We start from the raw sequence: 23,412 nt of genomic DNA, 5'->3' as shown, positions 1-23,412 counted from the left end.
GCTCAACGGCTCCCGAAGTTATCGAGCAGCAGGCAGGCCGCCAGCAGATCCGCCGCGCCGCCCGGTGAAGCGTTCAGCGCCAGCAGGCGCGTGTCCAGTTGCCGCAGCGCACGGCGGCCGTCCAAGGTGGCGCTGCCACCGCTGGCGAGCACCTGGCGTGCACCTTGGTGCATCGCCTGCAGGCCGTCCAGGCCTGCGCGCCACAGCACACAGGTGTCGGGCAACTGGCTCATGATCGCCAGCAAGGCATCCAGACGCGCATGCTGCTCGCCACTGCCATCAGCGCGGCTTCTGGCCAATTGCGGCAAGCCCTGGGTGATGACCGTCGGAAAGCCCAGCTGAGCTTCTTCACGAGCCCCGCGCACGCCGAAGCGGCGCTGTACCTGCAGACCATGGCTGTCGTGTCGCTGCGGTGCGTGGCGGTCGTCGATCAGGGCAATGCGCCCTGCCCGTGCGGCAATCGATGCAGCGTCGCGCTCGTCTGGCTCGAGCGCATGGGCCGCGACCAGCAGGCCCAGCGCCCAGATGGCACCTCGGTGAGTGTTGATACCCGCCGTGGTGACGTTCATGGCCGCTTCGCCTTCCCGGCCGATGCGGCCGAGGGCTTCGCGCAGAGGTTGGCCAACCTCGCCGTGGCGCATGGCCGCGTCGGCCATGTCTTTGAAGCAGGGCCACAGCGACAGCGCCGAAGCGTGCATCAGGCCAAGGTGCAGATCACTGTGGGCACCACTGCCACGGCGATCGACCAGGGCAGGCTTGGGCGACAGCTCGGCTTCGTCGATCAGCGCTTCGACGGCCAGGTCAGCCAGCTGGTGCGACAGCGGCAGCGGTCTGTGAATCTGAAGGGATGCAGTCATCACCAGCTCCTGAAGCGTGCGGGCGGGTTGTACAGGCCGCCGGACCAATCGACCAGCTCGGCGATGCTCTTGGCCGCCAGCAGCGATCGTGAAGCCTGATTGCGGTGGATGCCGAGGTCTTCGGGCAAGGCGATCAGCCCTTCGCGACGCAGGCGCGCAGTGTCCTTCGGGTCATGGCGCAAGCCGATGCTGGTCACGCCGGCAACCGCCGCGATCATCGCCTGGCGCTCCTCGAGCGTGCGCGCCTTGTACAGGTAGGCAATGCCTTCTTCGGTGAGCAAATGAGTAACGTCGTCGCCGTAGATCATCACCGGCGCCAGCGGCATGCCGGCCTTTTTCGCGACGTCCACGGCATCGAGGGTCTCGACGAAAGTCGGTTTACCGCCTTCCTGGAAGGTCTCGACCATCTGCACCACCAGCTTGCGACCGCGTTCGAGCAGGGTCACCGGGGTGGTCATGTCGAGCCATGCCGGTGTGGCATGGCGACGCCCGCGCGGGTCGTGGCCCATGTTCGGTGCGCCACCGAAACCGGCCAGGCGGCCACGGGTGACAGTCGAGGAATGGCCATCGCCGTCGACCTGCAGGGTAGCGCCGATGAACAGGTCGACCGCGTACTGCCCGGCCAATTGGCACATCATCCGGTTCGAGCGCATCGAGCCATCGCGGCCGGTGAAGAACACATCCGGGCGCTGTGAGATGTAGTCTTCCATGCCCAGTTCGGTACCGAAGCAATGCACGCTTTGCACCCAGCCGGTTTCGATCGCGGGAATCAACGTCGGGTGTGGGTTGAGCGTCCAGTTGCGGCAGATTTTGCCCTTGAGCCCCAGTGACTCGCCATAGGTCGGCAGGATCAGTTCGATGGCCGCGGTGTTGAATCCAATGCCGTGGTTGAGCGACTGCACATTGTGCTTTTCGTAGATGCCACGGATGGCCATCATTGCCATCAGCACATGCACGGGCTTGATATGGCGTGGGTCGCGGGTGAACAGCGGTTCGATGTAGAACGGCTTGTCGGCGACCACCACGAAGTCGACCCAGGATGCCGGGATATCCACCCGCGGCAGGTCGCGCACGTCATCCACCAACTGGTTGACCTGGACGATGACGATGCCATCGCTGAACGCCGTGGGTTCGACCAGCGCCGGCGTGTCTTCGGTGCTGGCGCCGGTGTAGATATTGCCCTCACGGTCAGCCACGAAGCCCGCCACCAGGGCGACATTGGGGATCAGGTCTACCAGCAGGCGCGAGTACAGCTCGATATAGGTGTGAATGGCGCCGACTTCGAGCAGGCCGTCTTCCAGCAACTGGCCGATGCGCAGGCTCTGCGGGCCGGCGAAGGAAAAATCGAGCTTGCGGGCGATGCCGCGCTCGAACAGGTCGAGGTGCTCGGCGCGGCTGACGCTCGGCATGATCATGTGCAGGTCATGCAACCGGCCAGGGTCAGCCTTGGCCAGTGAGCGCGAGAGAAAGTCGGCCTGCTTCTGGTTGTTGCCTTCGAGCACCACCCGGTCACCGGGGGCGACAAGGCGTTCGAGGGCTTCGACGATCCGCTCGCTGGGCAACACCACGCCATCGACAAGGTCTCGCACCTGCTCGAGCCGGCGCTGCTTTTCGCTGCGCCGCCGCGACCATTGCGGCGGGGGGGAGGTCGTTGTTGTCATTGTTCAAACTCCACGGATGCGCTTTCGTGGAGTCGATTTAAGGCTGGCTTCACGATCCGATCAATCAACGGCGCTCGGTGATCGTTACTCTCAGGTTAATGGATGTCCCTATGCCGCAATGCACCTTCGTCCGGTTTCCCTTGATTAGGCCGGTGGCCGGCGGCATCCCAATGCAATGTTCAGTGCAAGTGATCGGCCCCGCCAATCAGGCCGCCGAGCTCATCCAAGCGAGTATGCATTAGCCAGTCCACCCTCCCCACCACTCGCAAGCCTGGCATTTTTGCTAGTTGAGGATCTGCCTCGCCCGCCATTAACTGATGCTCTTCACGAATCCAAAGGAGTGCTCCCATGGCTTGGCAAAGGTGCAACACCGGCATCCCGCTCAACGACAAGTGGAGCAAGGCGGTACGCTCGTTCACCGTCCTCGACGCTGCCACCGGTGCTCACGTTCCTGGATCGCCAATGTCATTCAGCTTCGGTGATGACAGTACTCAGGACAAATGGCCTGCGCTGGTCCGCGCGAAACTCGCAGCCTCGCCGTTGGGCAACTACCTACGGCTGGGGACCGAAACCGCGGTGGATGGTGATATCGATGCTGAGAAGACCGTTGACTTCTGGCGCGCCTCCATACCATTGAGGATCAACATCGGTGGGTTCGAGGAAACCGATAAAGCGGCGACTTGGTCGTGCGCGCTGCGCAGGGCCGACGGCACTGATGCAACGCTGGCGCAGATGATGGAAGCATTCGTTCATGCCCCCGCTGGCGGCACGGGCAAGCGCAGGGTTCGCCTGGCCTTGCGGGACAAGTCGAATCATCGCGACCTGCATCACTGGGAGTGCGAGCTGAACTACAAGGCTGACGCAGACAATCTGCTCACCCGGGTCGACGAGCTGGTCAGCAGCATCAGCAAGCATATTCAAATCACTCACGTCATTCACGACTGCGGTAAAGCCGTTTCATCAAAAAGTGACAAGAAACAGTGGACGCTCTCCCTGCCCAGTGCCCTGGAACTTGAGTTGAAGCTGAGTCAGGTTGCTGGCCTTTCCGATGATCAAGGTGAAAGGTGGATAGCCTGTAACACCGGCATTCCACTCAATGACAAATGGAGCAAAACGTTACGCGTGTTCCAGGTGTACGACGACAGCACTGGCACTCATGTGCCTGGATCACCGCTGTCGTTCAGCTTCGGTGACGACTCTACCCACGACAAATGGCCTAGGCTAGTCAGGGCGAAGCTCGCAGCATCGCCCCTTGGCAATGTTTTGCGTTTGGGCACTCGAACGTCGGTCGATGGTGATATCGACAGCGAAGCCTCTGTCGACTTCTGGCATGCCGACAAACCGCTGCGTGTGTTCATTGGCGGATTCGAGGAGGTCGACAAGGTAGCAGCGTGGTCCTGCGCTCTGCAGAAGGCGGACGGTACCGACGCGACACTCGCCGATTTGATGGACGCCGTCTCCCCTGCGCCTGGGGACGGTACTGGCTCACGGCAGGTCAAGTTCGAATTACGAGACAAGATCAGCCGAGGGGTCGTTCGCAGTTGGGCGTGCGAATTACCCTACGCCCCTGGCGAAGACAACCTCCTGGCTCGGATCGAGGCGCTTGCCGACAGCATCGCGAGCAATATCCAGGTCGAACACGCCATTCACGACAAGGATAAACCGCGCACATCGAAGCTCGATAAAAAGGCATGGACACTGTCCTTGCCGACTGCATTGCTTCTGCAATTGAGCTTGAGTGGCGATGATCGCCCCGGCTCGGACACTGACCATTGGCTGGGTCTTGCCCGCGCCTCTGTGTTGGGCATTGCCGAATCCGCAAATACATTGAGCGATCAGTTTTCACAGCATTCGGTGCAAAGCCAAGTCTATGAATATGTGATCCCGCTCGCCGAGCAGGGGATGGCCATCCTCGTTCGCCGCACCTGCTTGAGCGATTCGCAAAATCTGGGTGATTCCCGGTTCACCTCACAACCGGCGCTTGATCTTGACCTGAGCACGGTGGACCTTGCGGCCTATCGCGAAGCCTGGATGGGTGTGCTGTCCTTGGCTGACCCAGGCAATCGGCAATTTACTTTTCGTGTAGCTGGCGAGAATGGCGTTTCCGATCATCATGCATCAGCCACGCTGTGTTCGCTGGCACACCAACTACCGAACCGTGATGCCTGGGTCAGTGCCACGTTGCACGGCACCCAATACCTTACCTTCGAGCATCAGGGGGAAACGATCCTACTGCCCGCCCCGGATGCAGGCTTCAAAATGCTTGCGTTGGAAACCCCGGTCTTCTGCGCTGGCAATAGCCTTCAATCCGTTTTGCTCATTCTTACTGGTCAAGACAATGCTGCGGACGAGGCGTTGAAGCATCTACTCGTGTTGCCTGCTGTTTGGCCGAGCGACAGCCCAGCGCTTCGTTGCAACGGGATTGCGCTGCTCAACGTTTATATCAATGATGATGAAAGCTCAGTGCAACTGCACGAGAATCGAACTGAGCTACCTGGCTACACTCATGGCGGTCAGATCGTGGCCAACGTTCAGCAGACACTACCGGCGCAGCTCTATGCATTGATAGAGGCTAACTGGGGTCTTGAATCCATTCAGCTGTCGATCTACGACACACTGATAGACCGTCAAGCCAACCTGCCCGAATTTCTGAATTCGGCACTGCCCGGCTGGGCTTTGCCCCCTGCCCCATTGCTGTTCAACTGGTCTGGAACGCCGGATACCTCGCTGGATGACTGGTTGCCCAACACAGTTGGTTTTGACTACGCCACCCGTCCCAGCGCAAGTGGTAGCTGGACCAGTTCTTGTTATCTACTGGCAGACAGGTCACTTGCAATCGGCGAAACGCTCCATGTGTTTGCCCAGTTGATCCAGGAAGGCGCGGTGGTGGAAAAGGTCAGTCTTCGCGCCACGCAGGAAAACCATCACCGCGATCGATGGCCCAAGGCGCTGGCTGAGCAAGTAAACGCCACGCTGGCACAGCGTGGGGCGCGCCTGCAGATAGGTGCCGATGCCACTGGGGTGTTGAAGATCGCCAGTGACACGCCGGACAGCAATGCCTTCGCCGCCCTGGATGGCGATCAGCGCGATGCCGTCAATCGCTTGTGGAGCTACGGCGACGATGTGCGCGTCTCCAGCACTGCGCCATTCATGGCCAACCTAGCGTGTGCTCTAACTTTACCGAGCACGGATTTGCTGCCGGATACCCGTCTGCATTTACAGGTACGTGACGCCACCAGCCAGCGTTTGCTCGAGACTCATCTGTTCACTGCGCAAGACGACTGCCTGGAGGCCCACCAGTGGCCGCAAGCGCTAGGGCACTTCATCAATTCCCGCAGTGAATGGCTCAAAGCAGGGCGGTTGTTCGGGCCATCGGCCTGGGTCATACCCTATGCAAGCGGTAATGGTATCTGGGTTCCTCAAGAGTCCAACCTGTCAGTGACGATCGAGCCGCTCTACTGGCAGAAATACACTACGTTCAGTGCACAAGCACCTTTTGAAAAAGGCCAGCGCCTCACGCTACATGTTCACGACCCTGTCACGGGCACCCCGATGCCCGGCTCGCCTTTGATTTTCAGTCCAGACCCGCAGTCATGCATCCAGACTTCATGGCCAGCCGCGTTGGCCAAGGCGTTGATGCAGTCGCCGCTTGCCGATTATCTTAGATTGGGCAAGGTCGATGCGCCCGGCGTCGGCCATCTTGACGAAGGCGAAACCTCGGGCGTCTGGTGGACGCCCAACCTGCCACTGAGAATCTGGTTCGATGGCCCTCAGGTTCAAGCACTGGATTGGCAAGCAGTGCTGGCGGATGACGGGCAGCCGCTGCTGCTGTCATCGCTCTACCGGGCTCCCTTCAGCGCCGTCGATATCCTTTTCAAGGACCGCCGGACGCAAACGATCGCGGAATATCTGGCATATACCCCGGAAATCACCGGTCAGGCACATGACAAAGCCAGTTGGTGCCGCGGGTTGTACCACAGTCTTCGGGCACACGGCCCAGTCTACTGTGCTATTGCCGCAAGCAAGCCCGGGGCCAATCGATGGGATGGCGCAGACAGTGACTTTGCAAAATGGCAGCTGTGGATTCCACGGCAAGCAGACATGGAAATGGTCGTCAGCGTTACGCCGCAAGGCCCGGTGATGCCTGAAGGCCAGTGGCCTGTTATCCATGACTATGCAGGCATCATGAAGGAAGGGAAGGAATACCTCATTCACGCCAGCGACGCCAGCACTGGAAAACCTGCATCGGGGTCGCCTGTCAAGTTCGTGGGTACAGCAGCCAACAAGGAACCCCTGCAATGGGCGCCCGCGCTAACTGCCCTACTGAACAGCAAGCCCTGGGGCCAAGGCGTCCTGATCGCTGTTCCCGACCCAGACAAGCCCCATAAAATCAGCTTCAGCAATAGCTCTTCGGATGTGCTCGTGGCCCTTGATCCGGCGATGTTGAGTACTCAATTCAGCGAAGCGCTAACCACTGAAGGTTCCACCCCTGCTCTTATAGGGGAGTGGTACAAGACACCCGCTACCGCCATCACGCTGGAATCGAACGCCAACGTTTTTGAGCGCGTAGCCTATGTTCCTGCCGCTGACGGAAGTGTGACGGACAAGCGCAGCTGGCTGCAGGGCTTTTACAATGCGTTGTTCTGCCAGGCGATGAAACAACAGTTGGACTTCATCGCAGTGAGTAAAGACTCCCCCGCACACGCCATCTGGGACTTCACCGAGCCTGATACCTCCAAAATCTGGCTCCGACAGGGTTCGGGACGCCTCACGATCAATTACTTGAAACACAGTGACAACGCGCCTGAGCCGTCACCCGTCTCGACGCCGGGCTTCAGCGATCCCTGTCTTGTCCAGGATATCCTGCTCCAACAGGGCAGTTTGCTCGCAGGCATTCCAGATTTGGTCACATGGACAGCAACCACTCCGATGCACGTATTCGAATCGCCCTACCGGACTTCTGCCATCAAGGCCGAGAAATCCGTGATCACGAACCTGGTCGAGTTGAGCAGCCTTCCCAGTAACCTTGCGCGGGATGACGTAATCTTCAACTTGAAAAGACGCATGACCTCTGGAAGTAGCCTGTACGACAGCCTGCTAACACTGCCAAAGCTCCATGCCGATACTGCGCTTCGTACAATGCTCGAAAAACTGGATGCCGGCACACTTCAGGAAGCCCTGCAATACCGCCTCAATCTGGATGAAGGGCAACGTCTGCATGAGCCTTCACGTTGGCTGATCCACTTCGATGGCAAGATACGTTCATTGGCACCGCTGCAGTGCAGTGGCAGGGAGCTGTCTGCACTGCTGACCACCCCCGAATCGCCGATGGTGTTCACGCTACGTTTGCTACCTGAGGTTTTCAAGGCAGGTGTTCGCCTGTTGTTCTGCCAGGTCACACCCGACAACTGCCTGAGCGTTGGCCTGTACCTTCCTGACTCCCCCGCCTGGCCAGTCGACCCGGTAACCACGCCGGTGCCACTGGCATCGACATACTTCACTACCGATAGCGTGCTCAACCACTCACCCAGACAGGTAAGCATCCTGCCCCCACTGCGCGGCCAGGTCTTCAAGCCACAAGACACGCTGTGCGCCGACTACAGCAACACCACGCAGTCCGAGGTTTACGACGTCAGCGGGGTGGTGGAAAACGGCGTCGACCCTCGCACCGGCTTGTTCCACGCCCACTACCCGATTGCCACCGTGCAGGGGGTCGAAGGCCTGGGACCCGTGCTTGAGCTGAACATTCACTATTCGGCACGGCGTGCCAACGAGGGCGCACTGGGTGACGGTTGGGCATTTCGTTTCTCATCGTTCGACAACCGGCTGCGCTTGCTCACGCTGGGTACTGGCCAGACCATCCAGCTCTCAGCTGCCGAGATCTACCAACTGTGCAAGACACCCCAACAGGTGCTGGACAAAGGTTTTTGCCAACTCAGTCAGGGCGTTGCCGATGGCGACCTTGACGAGAAGCTTACCTGCCTCAGCAGCGTGACCATTACCTACCTTTCCCATCGTGTAGAGGTTTTGGCCAAACCTGAAACACACGATGGAGAAGAGGCGAGCGAGTCATACCGCAAAGCGATCGAGTCTCGCCTGAACACTGTCAAGGCTAACCTGACACACTGGATCGACAACGAAGACATCACCGACGAGCAAAGCGAAAGCTTCAAAGCTTCCCGCACGGCTATCGAAGAAAACCTGCGCGATGTATCGCGCAAGGCATTCATCCTCACCACCAAGAACATTACCTCTCCCCAGGGTGGCAGCCTTGGCCTGAAATGGCAGGGCTGGAAGGGCCATGTTCGCTTGCTGAGTGTTCACAGTGGCGAGCGCTGTCTTGTGCGGGCGGCCCATGAACAGCCCGTCAGCAGTGGGCGTTACTCGAGTACTTTCGCGATCTGGCCGGGTACGGCCGAAGCCTATGAGGTCACCCTGGCCATCGAGGACTGTCTGCTCAGGACCCTCGTGCGCAGAGCCGATGAGCATTCTGCTGTGGTCCAGCAGGTGCATTACGGCTACCAGAACGATCAGGCCCTTGACCGAGTGCTCTGTTCCATCCGTGAAGAAGACGGTTCTCTGGAGGTTGTCAGTTACGAGCCGCAGGTCTCGCGGCAGAAACCCGACATGCAGGATGCCAGCCCGGGCTTGGGCATGTTCACTCATAGGGTAGCGCGCCTGAGCCCCAGGGACGCGGACCTGTCCACTCCCCTACCCCGTGTGGTGCGCCACACCGTGGTGCCTGGTGCAGGACAGGAAACCATCAGCCACCGGTGGCACTGGTCGGCATACGACCAGGATCCGCGCTTTGGCGACAGCAGTTTCACGTCGACCGAAACACTGGAAGTTCATGCGTCACCCGGCGCTCCGTTCACACAGCGTATCTGGGGTGTGCGAAATGGTATGGAAGTGCCGGTGGCAATCGTGGAGGAGACCCCCGGAAGTCTTCGCCGTACCACTACCAATACCTATCCGACCAGTACCGAGGCCACGGATGATCGCATCAAGAGCCTCCTTTTGAGCCAACCGATTGCTACAGAAATTACCTATGAAGACATAAGCGAGCAGGCCGCCAGGGAGCCGCAATCATGAGCAATGAAAAAATGCCGGTCGTCAAGGAACAATCAGTATTCGAGTACAGCGGCTTGGGCCTCGTCGTACGTTGCAGTAGCGATCAAAACGATACCTACAGCTGTTATTACCCAATTGCAGCTGCTTCTGACGGCGGTGATCGCAGCGACGGAGTGCCCGCACTCGACAGCTTGCTGAGCGGCTTCAAGATGGACGATGAAACGGCGCTTGACCAAGTACTGAAGCTCTCTTGCCCAACGCTTCCCGATGAACGCAACCCGCCTCTTCTAGGGCTGGCTCAATGCACGCTCGCGCCTGACGGCAGCAGATTGTTCGCGCGGGTAACGTTGTTCGGTTACCACCTGGCAACCCTTGACGATAAGGGAGTTCTGACCCCGAACACGGCGCTTACCCTGGAAAACATCACCGTCGACGTCTCCACCGCTCCCTGGACTGTCAGCCAGGCCAAAGATGCCGATGGGTTGAGGATCACTTTGCAACAAAACACCCGACTGCCCGCCAATAGCGGGTCGCAGCAAACCGTTACCTGCTGGTACAAGGACAACAGCACACGCGTCACGCACATGCTCACTGATGCCTTCAGTTATGACGCCGAAAACCTGACTCATCGTACCTGCACCACGACCACGCTGACCGAGGACGGCCGTGAGCTCACCCCGGTACTGTCGCAACAGGTGCGCAGCGCACTGAGTGGTCTGCTACTGCGTGAATCCAGTCAGGATGAACTGGGCCGCCCAATCACTGCCGTGACTCATGTCTACGACGCTAGAAAGCGCAAAGCCCTGAGCTACCTCACAGACTATGACGCCGTGACCTTCACGCAGGGTGCCGAAAGCCATGACGAGGGCCATGGCGTGCGTCGCGAGGAAACGGATAACGGCACGTGGGTGACTGTCACCGGTCCAGACGGCCGTTGTGGAAGGACGCTCTATGACGGGCTGCAGCGGCCGGTTCGCCGTGAGCTGCAGCGCTACCCTGGCGCCGATCACAGTGCGCACAATTACTGTCTGATTCAGCAAGTGCGCTATGACGCCCGTGGCAACATCGCTGAACAGAACCTGTATGACTACCTGCCAGGTGGACTGCGCCGCCGGCAGTCCAACCTGCAGCTGCCTGCCGGTTTGAAGGATTGGTTCTGGCAAGGTGAGATGTCCAGCACATCGACCGATGCGGCTGGCAACCTGTCGCAAATCACCGAGCGAACGCTGGGCAGCATCACCAGGGATACCCGCGCGACTGTGCGGCAAACCTTGACCAGCCACGCCGATGGCGGTTTCAGTCAGCTTCAGCAACGGTGGTCTGGCGCTGAAAGTGAGACCAATACCAGCCACGTCGACATACACCAGAAACTGGACGCACTAGGCCGAGTCGTCGAGCGGACTGAGACGGTTGGCAAGGCAGATGGCGGCAGGCCAGCGGCGCCCACCCGTAGCTGGCGCATGGGCTATGACACGCTTGGCCGCAAGACCAAGCAGGCGTGCCCCGACGGTATGACTGTCGAATACGACTATCAGGGTTATGCGAAAACTCCGACCAAGTTGACTGTCCGCAAGGGCGACCAAGTGCGCGTTCTGGGCAGCCAGACCCTCAAGGGGCAAGGATTGCAGGGCGATCAGGTCACGGGCATGACACGCGCGGAGGTGGCCAATGAAGGCGCACTGCAGTATCAGTACGAGGAGCATGCCACCCTACTGCCGGACAGCTCGAAAATCATCAGCGAAGCCAGCGCAGATGGCACGCGCGTCGACTTCTATGCCGAGTATCCTGCGCGCAAAGGCAAAGCACTCAAGCGGACTTTACTGGTCAGTTTCAAGCGCACACTGATCGCTCGGGCGATCAGCAAGGAGCGTCACGAAGATGGCGAGCATCAGGGCCAGAACGAGGAAATCATCGACTCGGCAGCGCTCCTGGGCACCTACAGCGTTCGCCAACAGGCTCGGGGGGCGAGCCATCGGCGACTTGCTCAACACAGTCTGCGCGGTGAGGTCGACAAGGTCTACCACGCCAACACGGTAGCAGGTCAGTGCTGGCACGATAACAATGGCCTGGTGCGCCGGGTTAAACGCGACGGCATGGAATATCTCTACGACTACACGGCTCGAGGTGAGATCAAGCAACTGATGGTGAAAGGTGCAACTGCGGACTGCGATCTTGAGATGAATCGCGCCTACGACATCTTCGGGCGTGAGATATCGAGGGAGTATCGCCTTGCGAACAACGGGCTGATCCGGCATGAACTTGAGTGGTCTGCAACCGGCCAACTGTTGAGTAAAGCCGTCTACCGGAACGGGGAGGCTCAGCCATCCAGCCGCCAAACCTACGCTTACGACTCACTGCGGGGATGGCTGCTGAACTGGACGATCGTTACCAACGAAAGTGACCAGGCCCATGACAGCGACGGCAACGTGCTGACCGGCCAGTCCTACGAATATGACTTGCTAGCCAACCTGACCCGATGCCGTAGCCAGCGCGCAGACGGCACCGTCGAGATTCGCGATTATGACTACCACGCTCACTACGCCACGCGCCGCGAAAGTGTGACCATCACCTTGCTCGACAAGGCGGGCAAAGAGACGTCTCGTACCACGCGGCAATTGTGCTACGACGCCAATGGCAATCTGGCCGAAAACGAACGGGGCCAGACACTGACCTATACACCCACCGGCAGATTGGCATCGGTATCGGACTCGACCGGGCTGCTGACGACGTATGAGTATGACGCCGACGATCGCCTGATCGGCCAATGGGACAACGGTGCAAAGCAGCGCAGGCTGCTGGCCTACAGTGGCGATCAACTGTGCATGGAGACGTGGCAGGATGCGGGCGGGGTCGTTGTCAGGCGACGGATCCTGGATGAGCAGGCCGGGCTTGTCGTTCGAGTGGTGAACGCGACGGACGACGGCACCAGCAGCCAAACGCTTTTCAATCTGGCTGACCCACAAGACGGCGGGGCCGACCAGTATCGCCTGGCAGCAGACGGTACATGGACACGATCGGGCGTGACTTTCTCACCGTGGGGGGAAGCGTCCACCCAGCAACTGCGCGCGCTCGAAGGGATTGGATTCAATCAGCAACGGGTTGACCCGATCACCGGGTGCTACCACCTGGGCAACGGATACCGCAGCTACGACCCCGGCGAGAAGCGCTTCCAGCAACCCGATGCCTGGAGTCCATTCGGCCTGGGCGGGCTCAACGACCGCGCTTACTGTGCTGGCGACCCGGTCAACTGGCATGACCCGAGTGGTCACTTCATGATCAGTCGTCAGGGCGCTGCAAGCCAATTGGCGAACCTGGATGAAATGATCCGCGACACGGCACCTCCTGTGCATGAGCGTGCGCCGTGGTGGGAGTGGGTGCTGATGGGGGCATTCGCCGTGATCGGCGTAATTGGCGCACTGCTGACGGGTGGTGCAATGATGATCTTCCTGCTGGCGATAGTGGTCATCAGTAGCGCACTGGAGATTGGCAGCCTCGCGACCAGACACAGCAACCCCAGACTTTCAAGAAAGTTAGGATACGGCGCATTGGCTGTAGGCCTTGCAGATGTCGCCCTCGTCGGGCTCAAGCAGGTAGGACAGGGTCTGAAATGGGCTGCGCGCCAAGCCAACCAGTTGCGAAAAGCGGTGAAGTTTCAGGGTGTTTTCAAGATGGCGCGCCGGTCAGGGCTTTATGTCAGCCACTTCGATGATATCGTCGAGATTGGCGCCGCTTCCAGCAAGGCACGCACTGCGAGCCTTGCCGGCAAACTGGACAACGCGTTTGATCTTGGAGGTGAAGCAAGGCATATCGGTGACCTGGTCGAAGACTCGCTAGGGATCACGACATGGGGCGGTAGACATACGGACTTCTCGGCGTTGAGCCCGAATACTTATAATGCGGGAGGCGTGTATGCAACGGTGGATCATTATCGCGTCGGCGCGACGATTGCCAGGAATAACGCTGAAATCGCTGACATCACTGAGGCAGCCAAGAAATACAGCAAGGTAGCCAAACAGCATAAAAGTAGCCAAGCGATTGCCCAGTCCAAAGTGATGACTGAGCAATCGGCGATAATCAAGCGCTTGCACGCCAGCATCGCCAAAGAACACAAAGTGTTGAAACGGTTGAAGTCGAAGCATGCACAGGCATTCGACGAAGTGACGACACTCAAAGGTGTACATGAAGAGCTGGTTGGCATGAGGACCCATCAAGACTTCCATTTCCAGCCCAACGCGGCGGATAGGCATTTTGGCATAGGCCATGGCCCAGAGGTGCCTGACATGGATCAGTTGCTTGGTGCCTCACGGCCGTCTAACCGCAAAGAGATCTATGACGAGCTGATAGAGTCCATTGAAATGTTCGAGCCCGCACCACGTCCGGGTGGTCGTTTCAGAAACGCCTTGGACGACGCTGCGGAGGCGGTCAGGTACTTGCACCCGGATGAATACGAGGTGGTCCACCCAATCACCGGGGAAAAGTCAAGTGTGCGTAAATTGCAAGAACAGTACTTCAGAACTACGTTGGGTCAGGACGACGCCAATACGTTGGGCGCTCTCAAGAAGGAAGCGCTGTTCAACCTGGCGAAAATGCTCGGCGAGGAGAAAGATGTCAAGAAACTCTGGGCGCTTGCCGCAGCGAAGTCTGACATTGCCGAACGGCATAACATGTTCAGGTTCATACATCAGAAATTGGTGAACGATAGTGCTTTAAAGCATGCCAGCGCTGTACAGCGACTTGAGAATGTCAATGCCAAACTGGGTGCACAGGCGAGCACTGTGCATAAGCTGTTCGATGAACAGGCCAACGCCTATCGAGCGTTCGGCGATGCGCGTACGAACTGGCTCGGCAGTGACATCCCGAGGCAAGATCTGGACCTCATGCGCACGCTGAAGACGCCGATGACCACGCCAAAGATGCGCTTGAACGTTTATGGTCATCTGGACCCAGTAGGTCTGAACGCCGCCGTCCATACCAGGGGAAGCGAAGTTATCCATGCAATCTCCGCCCCCCGATTCGAATTGCGGGTCTCCCATTGGGAAGATCGCACCAACGCTTTGCTCGCGGATCTTGAGAAAACAGGGCTCAAGAAAAACGAACTGCAGGAACTGAATATTGCGTTGGGAAAACGCTCATCCGTCGTTACCCAATGGTGGGGGCCAGAAAGGTTGAACCGTGAATTGATCAAAAAAGGCTTGCACCCAGACTCCTTCGATAACGTGCGATTGGTTATGTGTCACGGGGCTACCGGTGGTCAGTCTTCATTCGCCAGCAAATTTGCGATGACGTCCAATTCACAGGTGAAGGCCTTCGAAGGCAGCGTCACTTCCACCGGGTTCATAGAAGCAGCCGGCATCTGGGACTTGAATGGCCTGATCGAGCACCTGGGCCATCAGCGAAATGCCGGAGCATTGTCGAAAATGGAGTCCCGGTATGAGGCGCTTCTGGGTCAGGTGACTGCATCGAGTGAGGGTAAAGAGCTCACGGAACAGGTGTTTGAATCAGTTGTCGCCCTGCGGCACATCACTGACGAGGCCGGCAAGAGTCTGGACGCTGTCTACTTGTACCTCGCCAAACACAACAACGCTTACAATACCTATGTCCCACGTTACTTTTCTCCTCTGCGGGAGTTGGCCAGTCCGCACGTGGCAATGCACAGCCTGCCACCGGTAGACATCTAGAAAGCCATGGCATTGATCCATGTCCACCGTCACCACCCCGCCACATGCGGGATGGTGACGGCTATATTGAGCGCAATTGCCTATCTCTTGCAGATCATTGGCATCGTGAATCGCACAGGCTGTTCGATTCGGCGAGCGTGAATCAACCATTCCGGGCCTGTGATGGCCTCCCGCATCTTCGACCCCACCGCAATACCAGTCTCCAGTCAAAAACGCTCTGCCACGTCCGTTGTCATCAACATCTGCTGGAACCGCTCGAGAAAAATCGACTCCGCCTGGGTCAGTTTCTGCTCGCGGTTCCATAGCAGGTAAACATTGACATCGATGACGCCTTCCCAGGGTGGCAGTCGCCATAGTTCACCGGCTTGAACGTCCGCCACCACGATGTGCTCTGGCAGGCAGCCTATGCCGTAACCGGCGCCAACCATGCGCAGGATCTCATCCAGGCTCGGCGACGAGGCGATGAGTCGCCCGGTGAAGCCGTGCTGGTCACGAAACACCGTGAGCGGTGACAGGCTGCCGCCGATCTGGTCACTGGTGAAACTCACGAAATTCTCACCCTGCAGGTCCGCTACAGTGAGGTTCTTGCGCCCGAACAGCCGATGGCGTTTGCCGCAGTAGAACGCGTAGCGCTGCTCCAGCAATACCCGCTGCTCCAGACGCGGCTGGGGTGTGCGGCACAGGCCCAGGCCGAACGATGCGGTCTTTTGCAACAACCCGCTGATCACATCCGCGCTGCGCAGCACGTCGATTTCCAGTTCCACCTGCGGGTACTCGCCATGAAACTGCGCCAGAAACTCGTCATAGGCCCGCGATTGGATGCGGCTGATGCTCAACAGGCGGACCCTGCCCGTCACCGTCTCGGCGGGGCTGTCCAGTGCCGGGCCAAGGCGTGAGACCGTGCCGTACAGTTCGGCGGCGATCTGCATCACCTCCTCCCCCGCCTGCGACAGCGTGATACGGGGCCCACGGCGCACTACCAGCGCACTGTCTAGCTGCTCTTCCAGGCGGCGCAGCGCCTGGCTGATGGCCGGCTGGCTGAGGTGCAGACGCGCCGCCGCTCGGCTGATACTGCCCTCCTGTCCAATCACCAGAAAGGTGCGCAGCAGGTTCCAGTCCAGCCGATCGTTGAGAAACCGCTTGGCTTCCGGGTGTCTTGCATAGGGCGCGGCGGGTGTCGACATTATTGGTTCTTCTTATACTCGAGTATTTGAATTAGAAGCTTTTCCTAGAATAGGTGTTGCTTCAACATCTAGCAACGCACCGCCAGAGTGCCTGTGTCACCGCTACCCGGATTCTCCTTCTCCTGCCTATAACAATGACGCCCAGGAGCCTCAGATGACCAGCAAGACCCCCACCCCGCGTCGTGCCGCGGCGGCTGCCTTCGTTGGCACCACCATCGAATTCTACGATTTCTACATCTATGCCTTCGCCGCAGCCCTGGTCCTCGGGCAGCTGTTCTTCCCCAGCGAAAACCCGATGCTCAGTACCATGGCCGCGTTCGGCAGCTTCGCCGTCGGCTTCATCGCCAGGCCGTTCGCGGGCATGGTGTTCGGTCACCTGGGCGACCGCCTCGGGCGCAAGAAGATGCTGCTGGTGACCATCGTGCTGATGGGCGTGGCGACCACCTGCATCGGCCTGCTGCCGACCTACGCCCAGGCGGGTATCTGGGCACCCGCTGGCCTGATCTTCCTGCGCTTGCTGCAGGGCATATCGGTCGGCGGCGAGTGGGGCGGCGCGGTGCTCATGGCCAGCGAGCATGCGCCCAAGGGGCGCAAGGTATTCTTCGCCTCGTTCGCCCAGTGGGGCAGCCCGGCAGGCCTGTTGCTGGCGCTGATCGCCTTCCGCCTCATCACGACCCTCGAGCAGGACGATTTGATGAGCTGGGGCTGGCGCCTCCCGTTCCTGCTGAGTGGGCTGCTGATGATCGTCGGGCTGGTGATCCGCTTCGGCGTGCCGGAGTCACCGGAGTTCGCCGAGGTCAAGGAAAACGACCAGACCTCCGACAACCCGGTGCGGGACGTGCTGCGCGGGAACTGGCGCAACATCGTGTTCGCGGCGTTGGCCGTGACCATTGGCTCGGGGGGCTTCTTCTTCACCAACACGTTCATGATCACCTACGTCACCCAATACCAGGGCATCGCCCGCAGCACCATCCTCGACTGCCTGTTCGTGGTGACCATCCTGCAGTTCCTGTCGCAGCCCTGTTCGGCAATGCTGGCCGGGCGCATCGGCGAAGAGCGCTTCCTGAAATGGGTCGCCGTGCTGTGCATGCTGGTGCCGTACCCGATGTTCCTGCTGGTGCAGACGGGCAACCTGTTCTACATGACCGCCGGCATCGCCCTGGCTGTGGTGCTGTTGGCGGCGCTCTACGCGGTGATCGCCGGTTTCATGGCTGAATCCTTCCCAGCCCGGGTGCGTTACTCGGGCATCTCGATCGCCTATCAACTGGGCAGTGGCCTCACCGGTGGCCTGACGCCGATGCTGGGGACCTTCCTGGCCGGCCAATACGCCGGGCAATGGCTGCCGCTGGCGCTGTTCTTCAGTGTCCTGGCGCTGATGTCACTGACTGGCGTGCTGGGGTTGTCGCAACTGCGCAGCGCCCAGGCCCGGCCAACTGCCCTCCCCACCTCGCACGGAGTCGCCTGATGAGCAAGCCCATGAGCATGTCGGACCTCGAATGGCATGCGCGCTGCGAACTCGCCGCGCTGTATCGTCTGATCGCCTACTACCGCATGACCGACCTGATCGATACGCACATCACCCTGAGGGTGCCGGGCCCCGCTCGGCACTTCCTGATCAACCGCTACGGCGTGGCATTCGAAAAGATGCGCGCCAGTGACCTGGTGCTGATCGACCTGGATGGCACCGTGGTCGACAGCCACTACAAGGCCGGCAAGGTCAATGCAGCCGGGTTCGTCATCCACTCGGCGATCCACAACGCGCGCCCGGACCTGCACTGCATCATCCACACCCACACCGCCGCTGGCATGGCAGTGGCCGCGCAGCGTGACGGGCTGCTTCCGCTGACCCAGCACGCGCTGAAGTTCTACGGCAACCTGGCCTACCACACCTACGAAGGCATTGCCCTGTCGCTGGAGGAGCGTGAGCGCCTGGTCGCCGACCTTGGCCCGCACAAGGCGATGATTCTGCGCAATCACGGCCTGCTGGCCGCCGGTGCCAGCGTGGCGGCGGCTTTCCACGAGATCTACTTCCTCGAACGGGCCTGCCAGGCGCAGGTCCAGGCGCTGTCGGCCGGCGTCGCGCTGAACCTTCCCAGTGAAGCGGTGTGCCGCCACACCGCCGAGCAGTTTGGACGCGATGGGATCGACGGCATCATCGACATGGCCTGGCAGGCCGCGCTCAGTCTGATCGACGAACAACGACACGAGTGGTGCAGCTGACGATGAGCAAAATCCTAGTGCTTTGCCAGGACCCCACCCTCACCGACTGGTTGATCGCATTGTTCGCCGAACACGCTCCGCATCTGGAGGTCATGCGCCCCAACGATGCCCAGGCGCAGCTGGCAGAGGTGGCGGTGTGCTGGTTTCCGCCCGAAGGCAGTCTCGGCGCCTTACCCAGGCTGCGCCTGGTGCACTCGATCGGCTCGGGGGTCGATCACCTGGCCCAGGACCGCTCACGTGATGCGTCCGTGCCGGTATGCCGGGTGGTCGACCCAGACCACACCCAGGGCATGAGCGAATACGTGCATTGGGGCGTACTGCACTTTCACCGCGGTTTCGACCAGGTCATCGCCAATAACCCCAGGCAGCACTGGCAGCGGCCGGTACAGCGCAAGGCGCAGGATTACAAGGTCGGCGTGATGGGCCTGGGCGCGATTGGCGCACCCGTGGCGCAGCGCCTGGCGGCGGCCGGTTACCAGGTACGTGGCTGGGCTCGCAGTCCAAGGCACGTCCATGGCATCAGCACCTTTGCAGGTGCACCTGAGCTGCAGGATTTCCTCACCGGGGTGGATGTGCTGGTCAACCTGCTGCCGCTCACCGCCAGCACCCGTGGCGTGTTGAGCCAGGCGGTGTTCCGGCACATGGCCAAGGGCAGCGGTTTGATCAACTGCGGCCGCGGTCAGCACCTGGAGGCCGACGACCTGCGCCAGGCCCTGGCCAGCGGGCGACTGCGCGGGGCCTTGCTCGACGTCTTCGAGCGCGAGCCCCTGCCCGCCGACTCGCCGCTGTGGCACACGCCCGGGGTCTGGGTGACGCCGCACATGGCCTCGGCTGCGTCCGACCGATGCATCGCCCAGCAGGTGGCCGACAACGTGTCGCGCCTGGCCGCGGGGCTTGAGTTGAACAATCGGGTCGACCCCGAACTGGGCTATTGATCGCATGCGTAAGATGAGGTCTTCGAGATGAAAACGTTTTTCCACCCGGCGCAACGCCTGCACCACCCCCGCTCATATCTGTCCCGCGGCCAGATGCGCCAACCCCAGGAGTTGCCAGCGCGCATCGATCCCCTCCTGGCCGCCGTCGAGAAACTCGGCTACCCGCTGCACGAGCCTGCCGACCATGGCCTGGCGCCGTTGGCGGCAGTGCATGGCCCGGCGTACCTGGAGTATCTGGGCAGCGCCTACCAGCAGTGGCATGACGTGCCGGAAGACTGGGGCGATGAGGTCATGTCGAACATCTTCATCCGCGAAAACAACCCGCTGCGCGGTATCCTGGGCAAGACCGCACGCTATTTGGCCGACGGCAGTTGCCCGATCGGCGAGCACACCTGGCAGGCCGCCTACTGGTCGGCGCAAAGCGCGGTGGCTGCGGCCCATGCAGTGATCCAGGGCGATTCGCTCGCCTATGCCCTGTGCCGGCCACCGGGGCACCATGCCCGGGCTGAAGCCGCCGGCGGGTTCTGCTTCCTGAACAACGCCGCCATCGCCGCGCAGGTGCTGCGGGGCAGATTCGCCAAGGTCGCGGTGCTGGACACCGACATGCACCACGGCCAGGGCATACAGGAAATCTTCTATGACCGTGACGACGTGCTGTACGTGTCTATCCATGGTGACCCGACCAACTTCTATCCGGTGGTCGCCGGTTTCGACGACGAGACCGGGACCGGTGCCGGCGCCGGCTTCAACCTCAACCTGCCGATGGCCCATGGAGCCAGCGAGGCGGACTTCTTCGCCTGCATGGACAAGGCTGCAGCAGCGCTGCGTGCCTTCGCCCCAGAGGTGTTGGTGCTGTCGCTGGGTTTCGACATCTACGAGAACGATCCGCAGTCCAAGGTGGCCGTCAGCCACGAAGGTTTCCACCGTCTCGGACAGCGGATCAAGGCGCTGGGTTTGCCCTGCGTGGTGGTCCAGGAAGGCGGTTACGACATCGCCACCCTCGATGAAAACGCCACACGCTTCTTCGCCGGCCTGACCGAGTAGCAGCGATTGCTGGCAACCCGGCTCTGCACAGGAGCCGGCTTGCCGGCGACAGGCGAAATCCGGGTCCTGCAAGCGACACCACAATAAAAAACCGCAACTTGCCTCAACCACGAGTCAGCGGTGATGCCCCCGGCTGCCCGCTCGAAGGCCCAGGGCCAATAACAATAAATCTTCACGCTGCCATTCTTGAACCTGGCAATAAGGGAGTGTCCATGCTGCGCACGTTTTTTACATTGGGGCTGGCAGGTGCGAGTGCCTGCCTGTATGGGTCGCTCGTTCACGCGGCCGAGACCAGCGCTGGCTTCTTCGAAGACAGCCAGACCACGGTCGGTTTACGCAACTTCTACTGGAATGCCGACAACCGTAATGGCAGTTACCTGAACCCTGCGGGCGAGCGGCAAAGCTATCGCCAGGAATGGGCCCAGGGCGTGCTCGCCAAGTTCAACTCCGGCTTCACTCAAGGCCTGGTCGGTTTCGGCCTCGACCTGCATTACATGGGAGCGCTGAAGCTCGATGGCGGCCAGGGCCGGGTCGGTGACGGCGTCGGCAATGGCGGTATCGTCGCGCGCGACAACGAGGGTAAACCGAAAAGCGAGTTTTCCAAGGCCGGCGGCTCGCTGAAAATGCGCATCGGCAGCACCGAACTGGCCTATGGCGATCTGTTCCCCGACTCGCCCGTGCTTAAGTACGGCGATATCCGCCTGTTGCCCCAGACACTCAGGGGCTGGAACTTCACCGATCGCAGCTTCAACGGCCTGACCCTGAACGGTGGGCGTTTCACCTCCAGCAGCGACCGCGCCGAAACCCATCACGGCGGCCAGTTGGGCACGGTCTATGCCGGACGTCGGGCCGACAGCGACTTCGTCAGTTACTACGGTGGTATCTACTCCGGCTTCGACAACGTGAAGATCAAGCTGTATGGCTCGGAGCTGGACGATATCTGGCACCAGCAGTTCGCTTCCATCGAATACCGCCAGCCGTTGCAGGTTGGCGGCGTGCTCAACACCGGCGTCAACTACTACCGCACTCGCGACGCCGGTAACGCACTGCTTGGCGATATTCGCAACGATGCCTGGAGTACACGGGTGGGCTATGCCCTGGCCGGGCACAAGTTCGAAGTCGCCTACACACGCATCGACGGTGACCAGCCGTTCGACTACGTGTGGAACAGCTTCGATATCGAGCTTGACGCCGCCTCCCAGGCCAGCGATTTCAACAGCCCCAACGAACGCAGCTGGAGCGCCCGCTATGATCTGGATGCGGCCGTGTTCGGCGTACCAGGGCTGAGCTTCACGGCGCGCTACATCCGCGGTACCGACATCGATGGTCGCCATGCAGGCGGCGCGTACTCGCGCTACCAGGCGGTCAGCGACGGATCGCAGTGGGAACGCGACCTGTGGGTGAAGTATGTGGTGCAGTCGGGGCCGCTGAAGAACCTGACGCTGCGGCTGCTGCAGGCCTCCATGCGCACCGGCGGGGATTATGGAATGATCGCCAACGACCTGGACCAGACCCGGATCATTCTCGACTACCCGCTGGATCTGAGCTTTCTGAAGTAGCTTGGTTGACGCGCTGGTGCCCCAGGGCCAGATCGTCTGCACGTCTACAAGTCTGAAGCGCTGCGTGAAGCAGCGCTCTCAGACTTGGATTGGTGCGCGCTGCCCGCTTGTGTCACGGCAAGACGACAATCGGTCAAGCGATGCGGCGCAATGACTTGCGTGCTGTCCCAGAGCGGGTATGCCTGAATAGGTCCTTGGGATCGTCGTCATCGTCCTGTTCACCCCAGGGCACCAGCTCGATCCCGACCCCAAGATTGCCGGCTTCGGCTTGGGAGTTGACGTAGCGCAGCACCGAGTAATCTTCCAGGGCAAAGCCGACCGAGTCGAAGATGGTGAGCTGCTCGCGATTTTCTCGGCCGACCATCTGTCCAGCGAGCACCCGCCAAAGGTCGACGACCGGGAAATCGGCGGGCATTTGCTGGATGTCGCCTTCGATACGCGTCTGCGGTTCATACTCGACGAACACCTTGCCCGCGCGCAGGACGTCGGCATGCAGTTCGGTCTTGCCGGGGCAGTCACCGCCCACAGCATTGATGTGCATGCCCGGCTCGACCATCTCTGGCGTGAGGATGGTCGCCAGGGCCTTGTCTGCCGTTACGGTGGTGACGATATCGACGCCCTTCACGGCCTCAGCTGTCGATGCGGCCCGGCGCACCTTCAGAGACGAGTGCGCAGCCATGTTACGGATGAATTTCTCGGTAGCCAGGGGGTCGACGTCGTAGACCACGACCTCTTCGATGCCCAAGTGATAGTGAAAAGCCAACGCCTGGAACTCACTTTGTGCACCATTACCAATCAACGCCATGCGCCGCGAATCCGGTCGGGCGAGTGCACGTGCGGCCATCAATGATGTTGCACAGGTGCGCAGCGCCGTCGCCACAGTCAACTCGGACAGCAGCACGGGATAGCCTGTCTCGACGTCGGCTAGAACGCCGAATGCCATCACTGTGTACAGGCCACGCTGGGTATTCTTGGGGTGGCCATTGACATATTTGAACGCATAGCGCTGGGCGCTGGACACTGGCATCAGCTCGATCACACCGATGTCGGAATGGTTGGCCACCCGAGCTGACTTGTCGAAGTCTGGCCAGTTGATGAAATCCTCGCGAATCGTGTCGGCAAGCTCGCCGATGAAGCGTGAGATGCCGATGTGATCGACCAGGCGAGACATGGTGGGGACGTCTACGAAACGCGTCATGAACA

At 60.4% G+C, this 23,412-nt stretch carries 11 protein-coding genes; 7 read left to right on the top strand and 4 right to left on the bottom strand.

Annotated elements, in window-relative coordinates; all coding sequences use genetic code 11:
* Nucleotides 1–2: 2 nt before the first annotated feature.
* Together IAE34_RS07025 and mdcA are read right to left on the bottom strand one after the other, a co-directional pair.
* Nucleotides 3–857: a triphosphoribosyl-dephospho-CoA synthase gene (locus tag IAE34_RS07025; RefSeq protein WP_200138143.1), complete on the bottom strand. Its 855-nt coding sequence runs from the start codon at nucleotides 855–857 to the stop codon at nucleotides 3–5.
* A complete protein-coding gene (gene mdcA / locus IAE34_RS07020) occupies nucleotides 857–2,518 on the bottom strand; it encodes a malonate decarboxylase subunit alpha (protein ID WP_200138142.1) in 1,662 nt (553 codons plus the stop codon). The genes IAE34_RS07025 and mdcA overlap by 1 nt, the downstream gene beginning before the upstream one ends.
* 348 nt (nucleotides 2,519–2,866) lie before the next feature.
* On the opposite strand from mdcA, the gene IAE34_RS07015 reads away from it, so the two are divergent.
* Nucleotides 2,867–9,610 (top strand): hypothetical protein, encoded by a 6,744-nt coding sequence (locus IAE34_RS07015; protein WP_200138141.1) that lies wholly within the window; start codon nucleotides 2,867–2,869, stop codon nucleotides 9,608–9,610.
* On the top strand, nucleotides 9,607–15,267 hold the full coding sequence (locus IAE34_RS07010; protein ID WP_200138140.1) for an RHS repeat domain-containing protein: 5,661 nt from the start codon (nucleotides 9,607–9,609) through the stop codon (nucleotides 15,265–15,267). Before IAE34_RS07015 ends, IAE34_RS07010 begins: the two co-directional genes overlap by 4 nt.
* Before the next feature lie 206 nt (nucleotides 15,268–15,473).
* On the opposite strand, the gene IAE34_RS07005 is transcribed toward IAE34_RS07010, so the two are convergent.
* Nucleotides 15,474–16,451, bottom strand: coding sequence for a LysR family transcriptional regulator (locus IAE34_RS07005; RefSeq protein ID WP_200138139.1), 978 nt, complete (start codon nucleotides 16,449–16,451; stop codon nucleotides 15,474–15,476).
* A gap of 154 nt (nucleotides 16,452–16,605) precedes the next feature.
* On the opposite strand from IAE34_RS07005, the gene IAE34_RS07000 reads away from it, so the two are divergent.
* The 5 genes from IAE34_RS07000 (at nucleotide 16,606) to IAE34_RS06980 (ending at nucleotide 22,209) form a co-directional block, all read left to right on the top strand.
* Nucleotides 16,606–17,916, top strand: coding sequence for an MFS transporter (locus IAE34_RS07000; protein WP_200138138.1), 1,311 nt, complete (start codon nucleotides 16,606–16,608; stop codon nucleotides 17,914–17,916).
* Nucleotides 17,916–18,671, top strand: coding sequence for a class II aldolase/adducin family protein (locus IAE34_RS06995; RefSeq protein ID WP_200138137.1), 756 nt, complete (start codon nucleotides 17,916–17,918; stop codon nucleotides 18,669–18,671). The genes IAE34_RS07000 and IAE34_RS06995 overlap by 1 nt, the downstream gene beginning before the upstream one ends.
* Before the next feature lie 2 nt (nucleotides 18,672–18,673).
* Nucleotides 18,674–19,606 (top strand): 2-hydroxyacid dehydrogenase, encoded by a 933-nt coding sequence (locus IAE34_RS06990; RefSeq protein WP_200138136.1) that lies wholly within the window; start codon nucleotides 18,674–18,676, stop codon nucleotides 19,604–19,606.
* 27 nt (nucleotides 19,607–19,633) lie between these two features.
* Entirely contained in the window at nucleotides 19,634–20,650 is a 1,017-nt protein-coding gene (locus IAE34_RS06985; RefSeq protein WP_200138135.1) for a histone deacetylase family protein, read from the top strand.
* A gap of 212 nt (nucleotides 20,651–20,862) precedes the next feature.
* Nucleotides 20,863–22,209 (top strand): OprD family porin, encoded by a 1,347-nt coding sequence (locus IAE34_RS06980; protein WP_233630988.1) that lies wholly within the window; start codon nucleotides 20,863–20,865, stop codon nucleotides 22,207–22,209.
* Between the two features lie 133 nt (nucleotides 22,210–22,342).
* Here IAE34_RS06980 and IAE34_RS06975 read toward each other — a convergent pair whose 3' ends face one another.
* Nucleotides 22,343–23,407, bottom strand: coding sequence for an ornithine cyclodeaminase (locus IAE34_RS06975; RefSeq protein WP_200138134.1), 1,065 nt, complete (start codon nucleotides 23,405–23,407; stop codon nucleotides 22,343–22,345).
* Nucleotides 23,408–23,412: the final 5 nt, after the last annotated feature.

The organism is Pseudomonas sp. S30 (assembly GCF_016518545.1).
Lineage (GTDB): Bacteria > Pseudomonadota > Gammaproteobacteria > Pseudomonadales > Pseudomonadaceae > Aquipseudomonas.
Note: the sequence above shows the minus strand (reverse complement) of the source record. Positions and strands in the feature narration are given on the sequence as shown.

Bases quoted from the DNA above. Each gene is read 5' to 3' on its own strand.
- IAE34_RS07005 (WP_200138139.1), bottom strand. From the start codon at position 16,451: ATGTCGACACCCGCCGCGCCCTATGCAAGACACCCGGAAGCCAAGCGG.
- IAE34_RS06995 (WP_200138137.1), top strand. From the start codon at position 17,916: ATGAGCAAGCCCATGAGCATGTCGGACCTCGAATGGCATGCGCGCTGC.
- IAE34_RS06990 (WP_200138136.1), top strand. From the start codon at position 18,674: ATGAGCAAAATCCTAGTGCTTTGCCAGGACCCCACCCTCACCGACTGG.
- IAE34_RS07025 (WP_200138143.1), bottom strand. From the start codon at position 857: ATGACTGCATCCCTTCAGATTCACAGACCGCTGCCGCTGTCGCACCAG.
- IAE34_RS06980 (WP_233630988.1), top strand. From the start codon at position 20,863: ATGCTGCGCACGTTTTTTACATTGGGGCTGGCAGGTGCGAGTGCCTGC.
- IAE34_RS06985 (WP_200138135.1), top strand. From the start codon at position 19,634: ATGAAAACGTTTTTCCACCCGGCGCAACGCCTGCACCACCCCCGCTCA.
- IAE34_RS06975 (WP_200138134.1), bottom strand. From the start codon at position 23,407: ATGACGCGTTTCGTAGACGTCCCCACCATGTCTCGCCTGGTCGATCAC.
- mdcA (WP_200138142.1), bottom strand. From the start codon at position 2,518: ATGACAACAACGACCTCCCCCCCGCCGCAATGGTCGCGGCGGCGCAGC.
- IAE34_RS07000 (WP_200138138.1), top strand. From the start codon at position 16,606: ATGACCAGCAAGACCCCCACCCCGCGTCGTGCCGCGGCGGCTGCCTTC.
- IAE34_RS07010 (WP_200138140.1), top strand. From the start codon at position 9,607: ATGAGCAATGAAAAAATGCCGGTCGTCAAGGAACAATCAGTATTCGAG.
- IAE34_RS07015 (WP_200138141.1), top strand. From the start codon at position 2,867: ATGGCTTGGCAAAGGTGCAACACCGGCATCCCGCTCAACGACAAGTGG.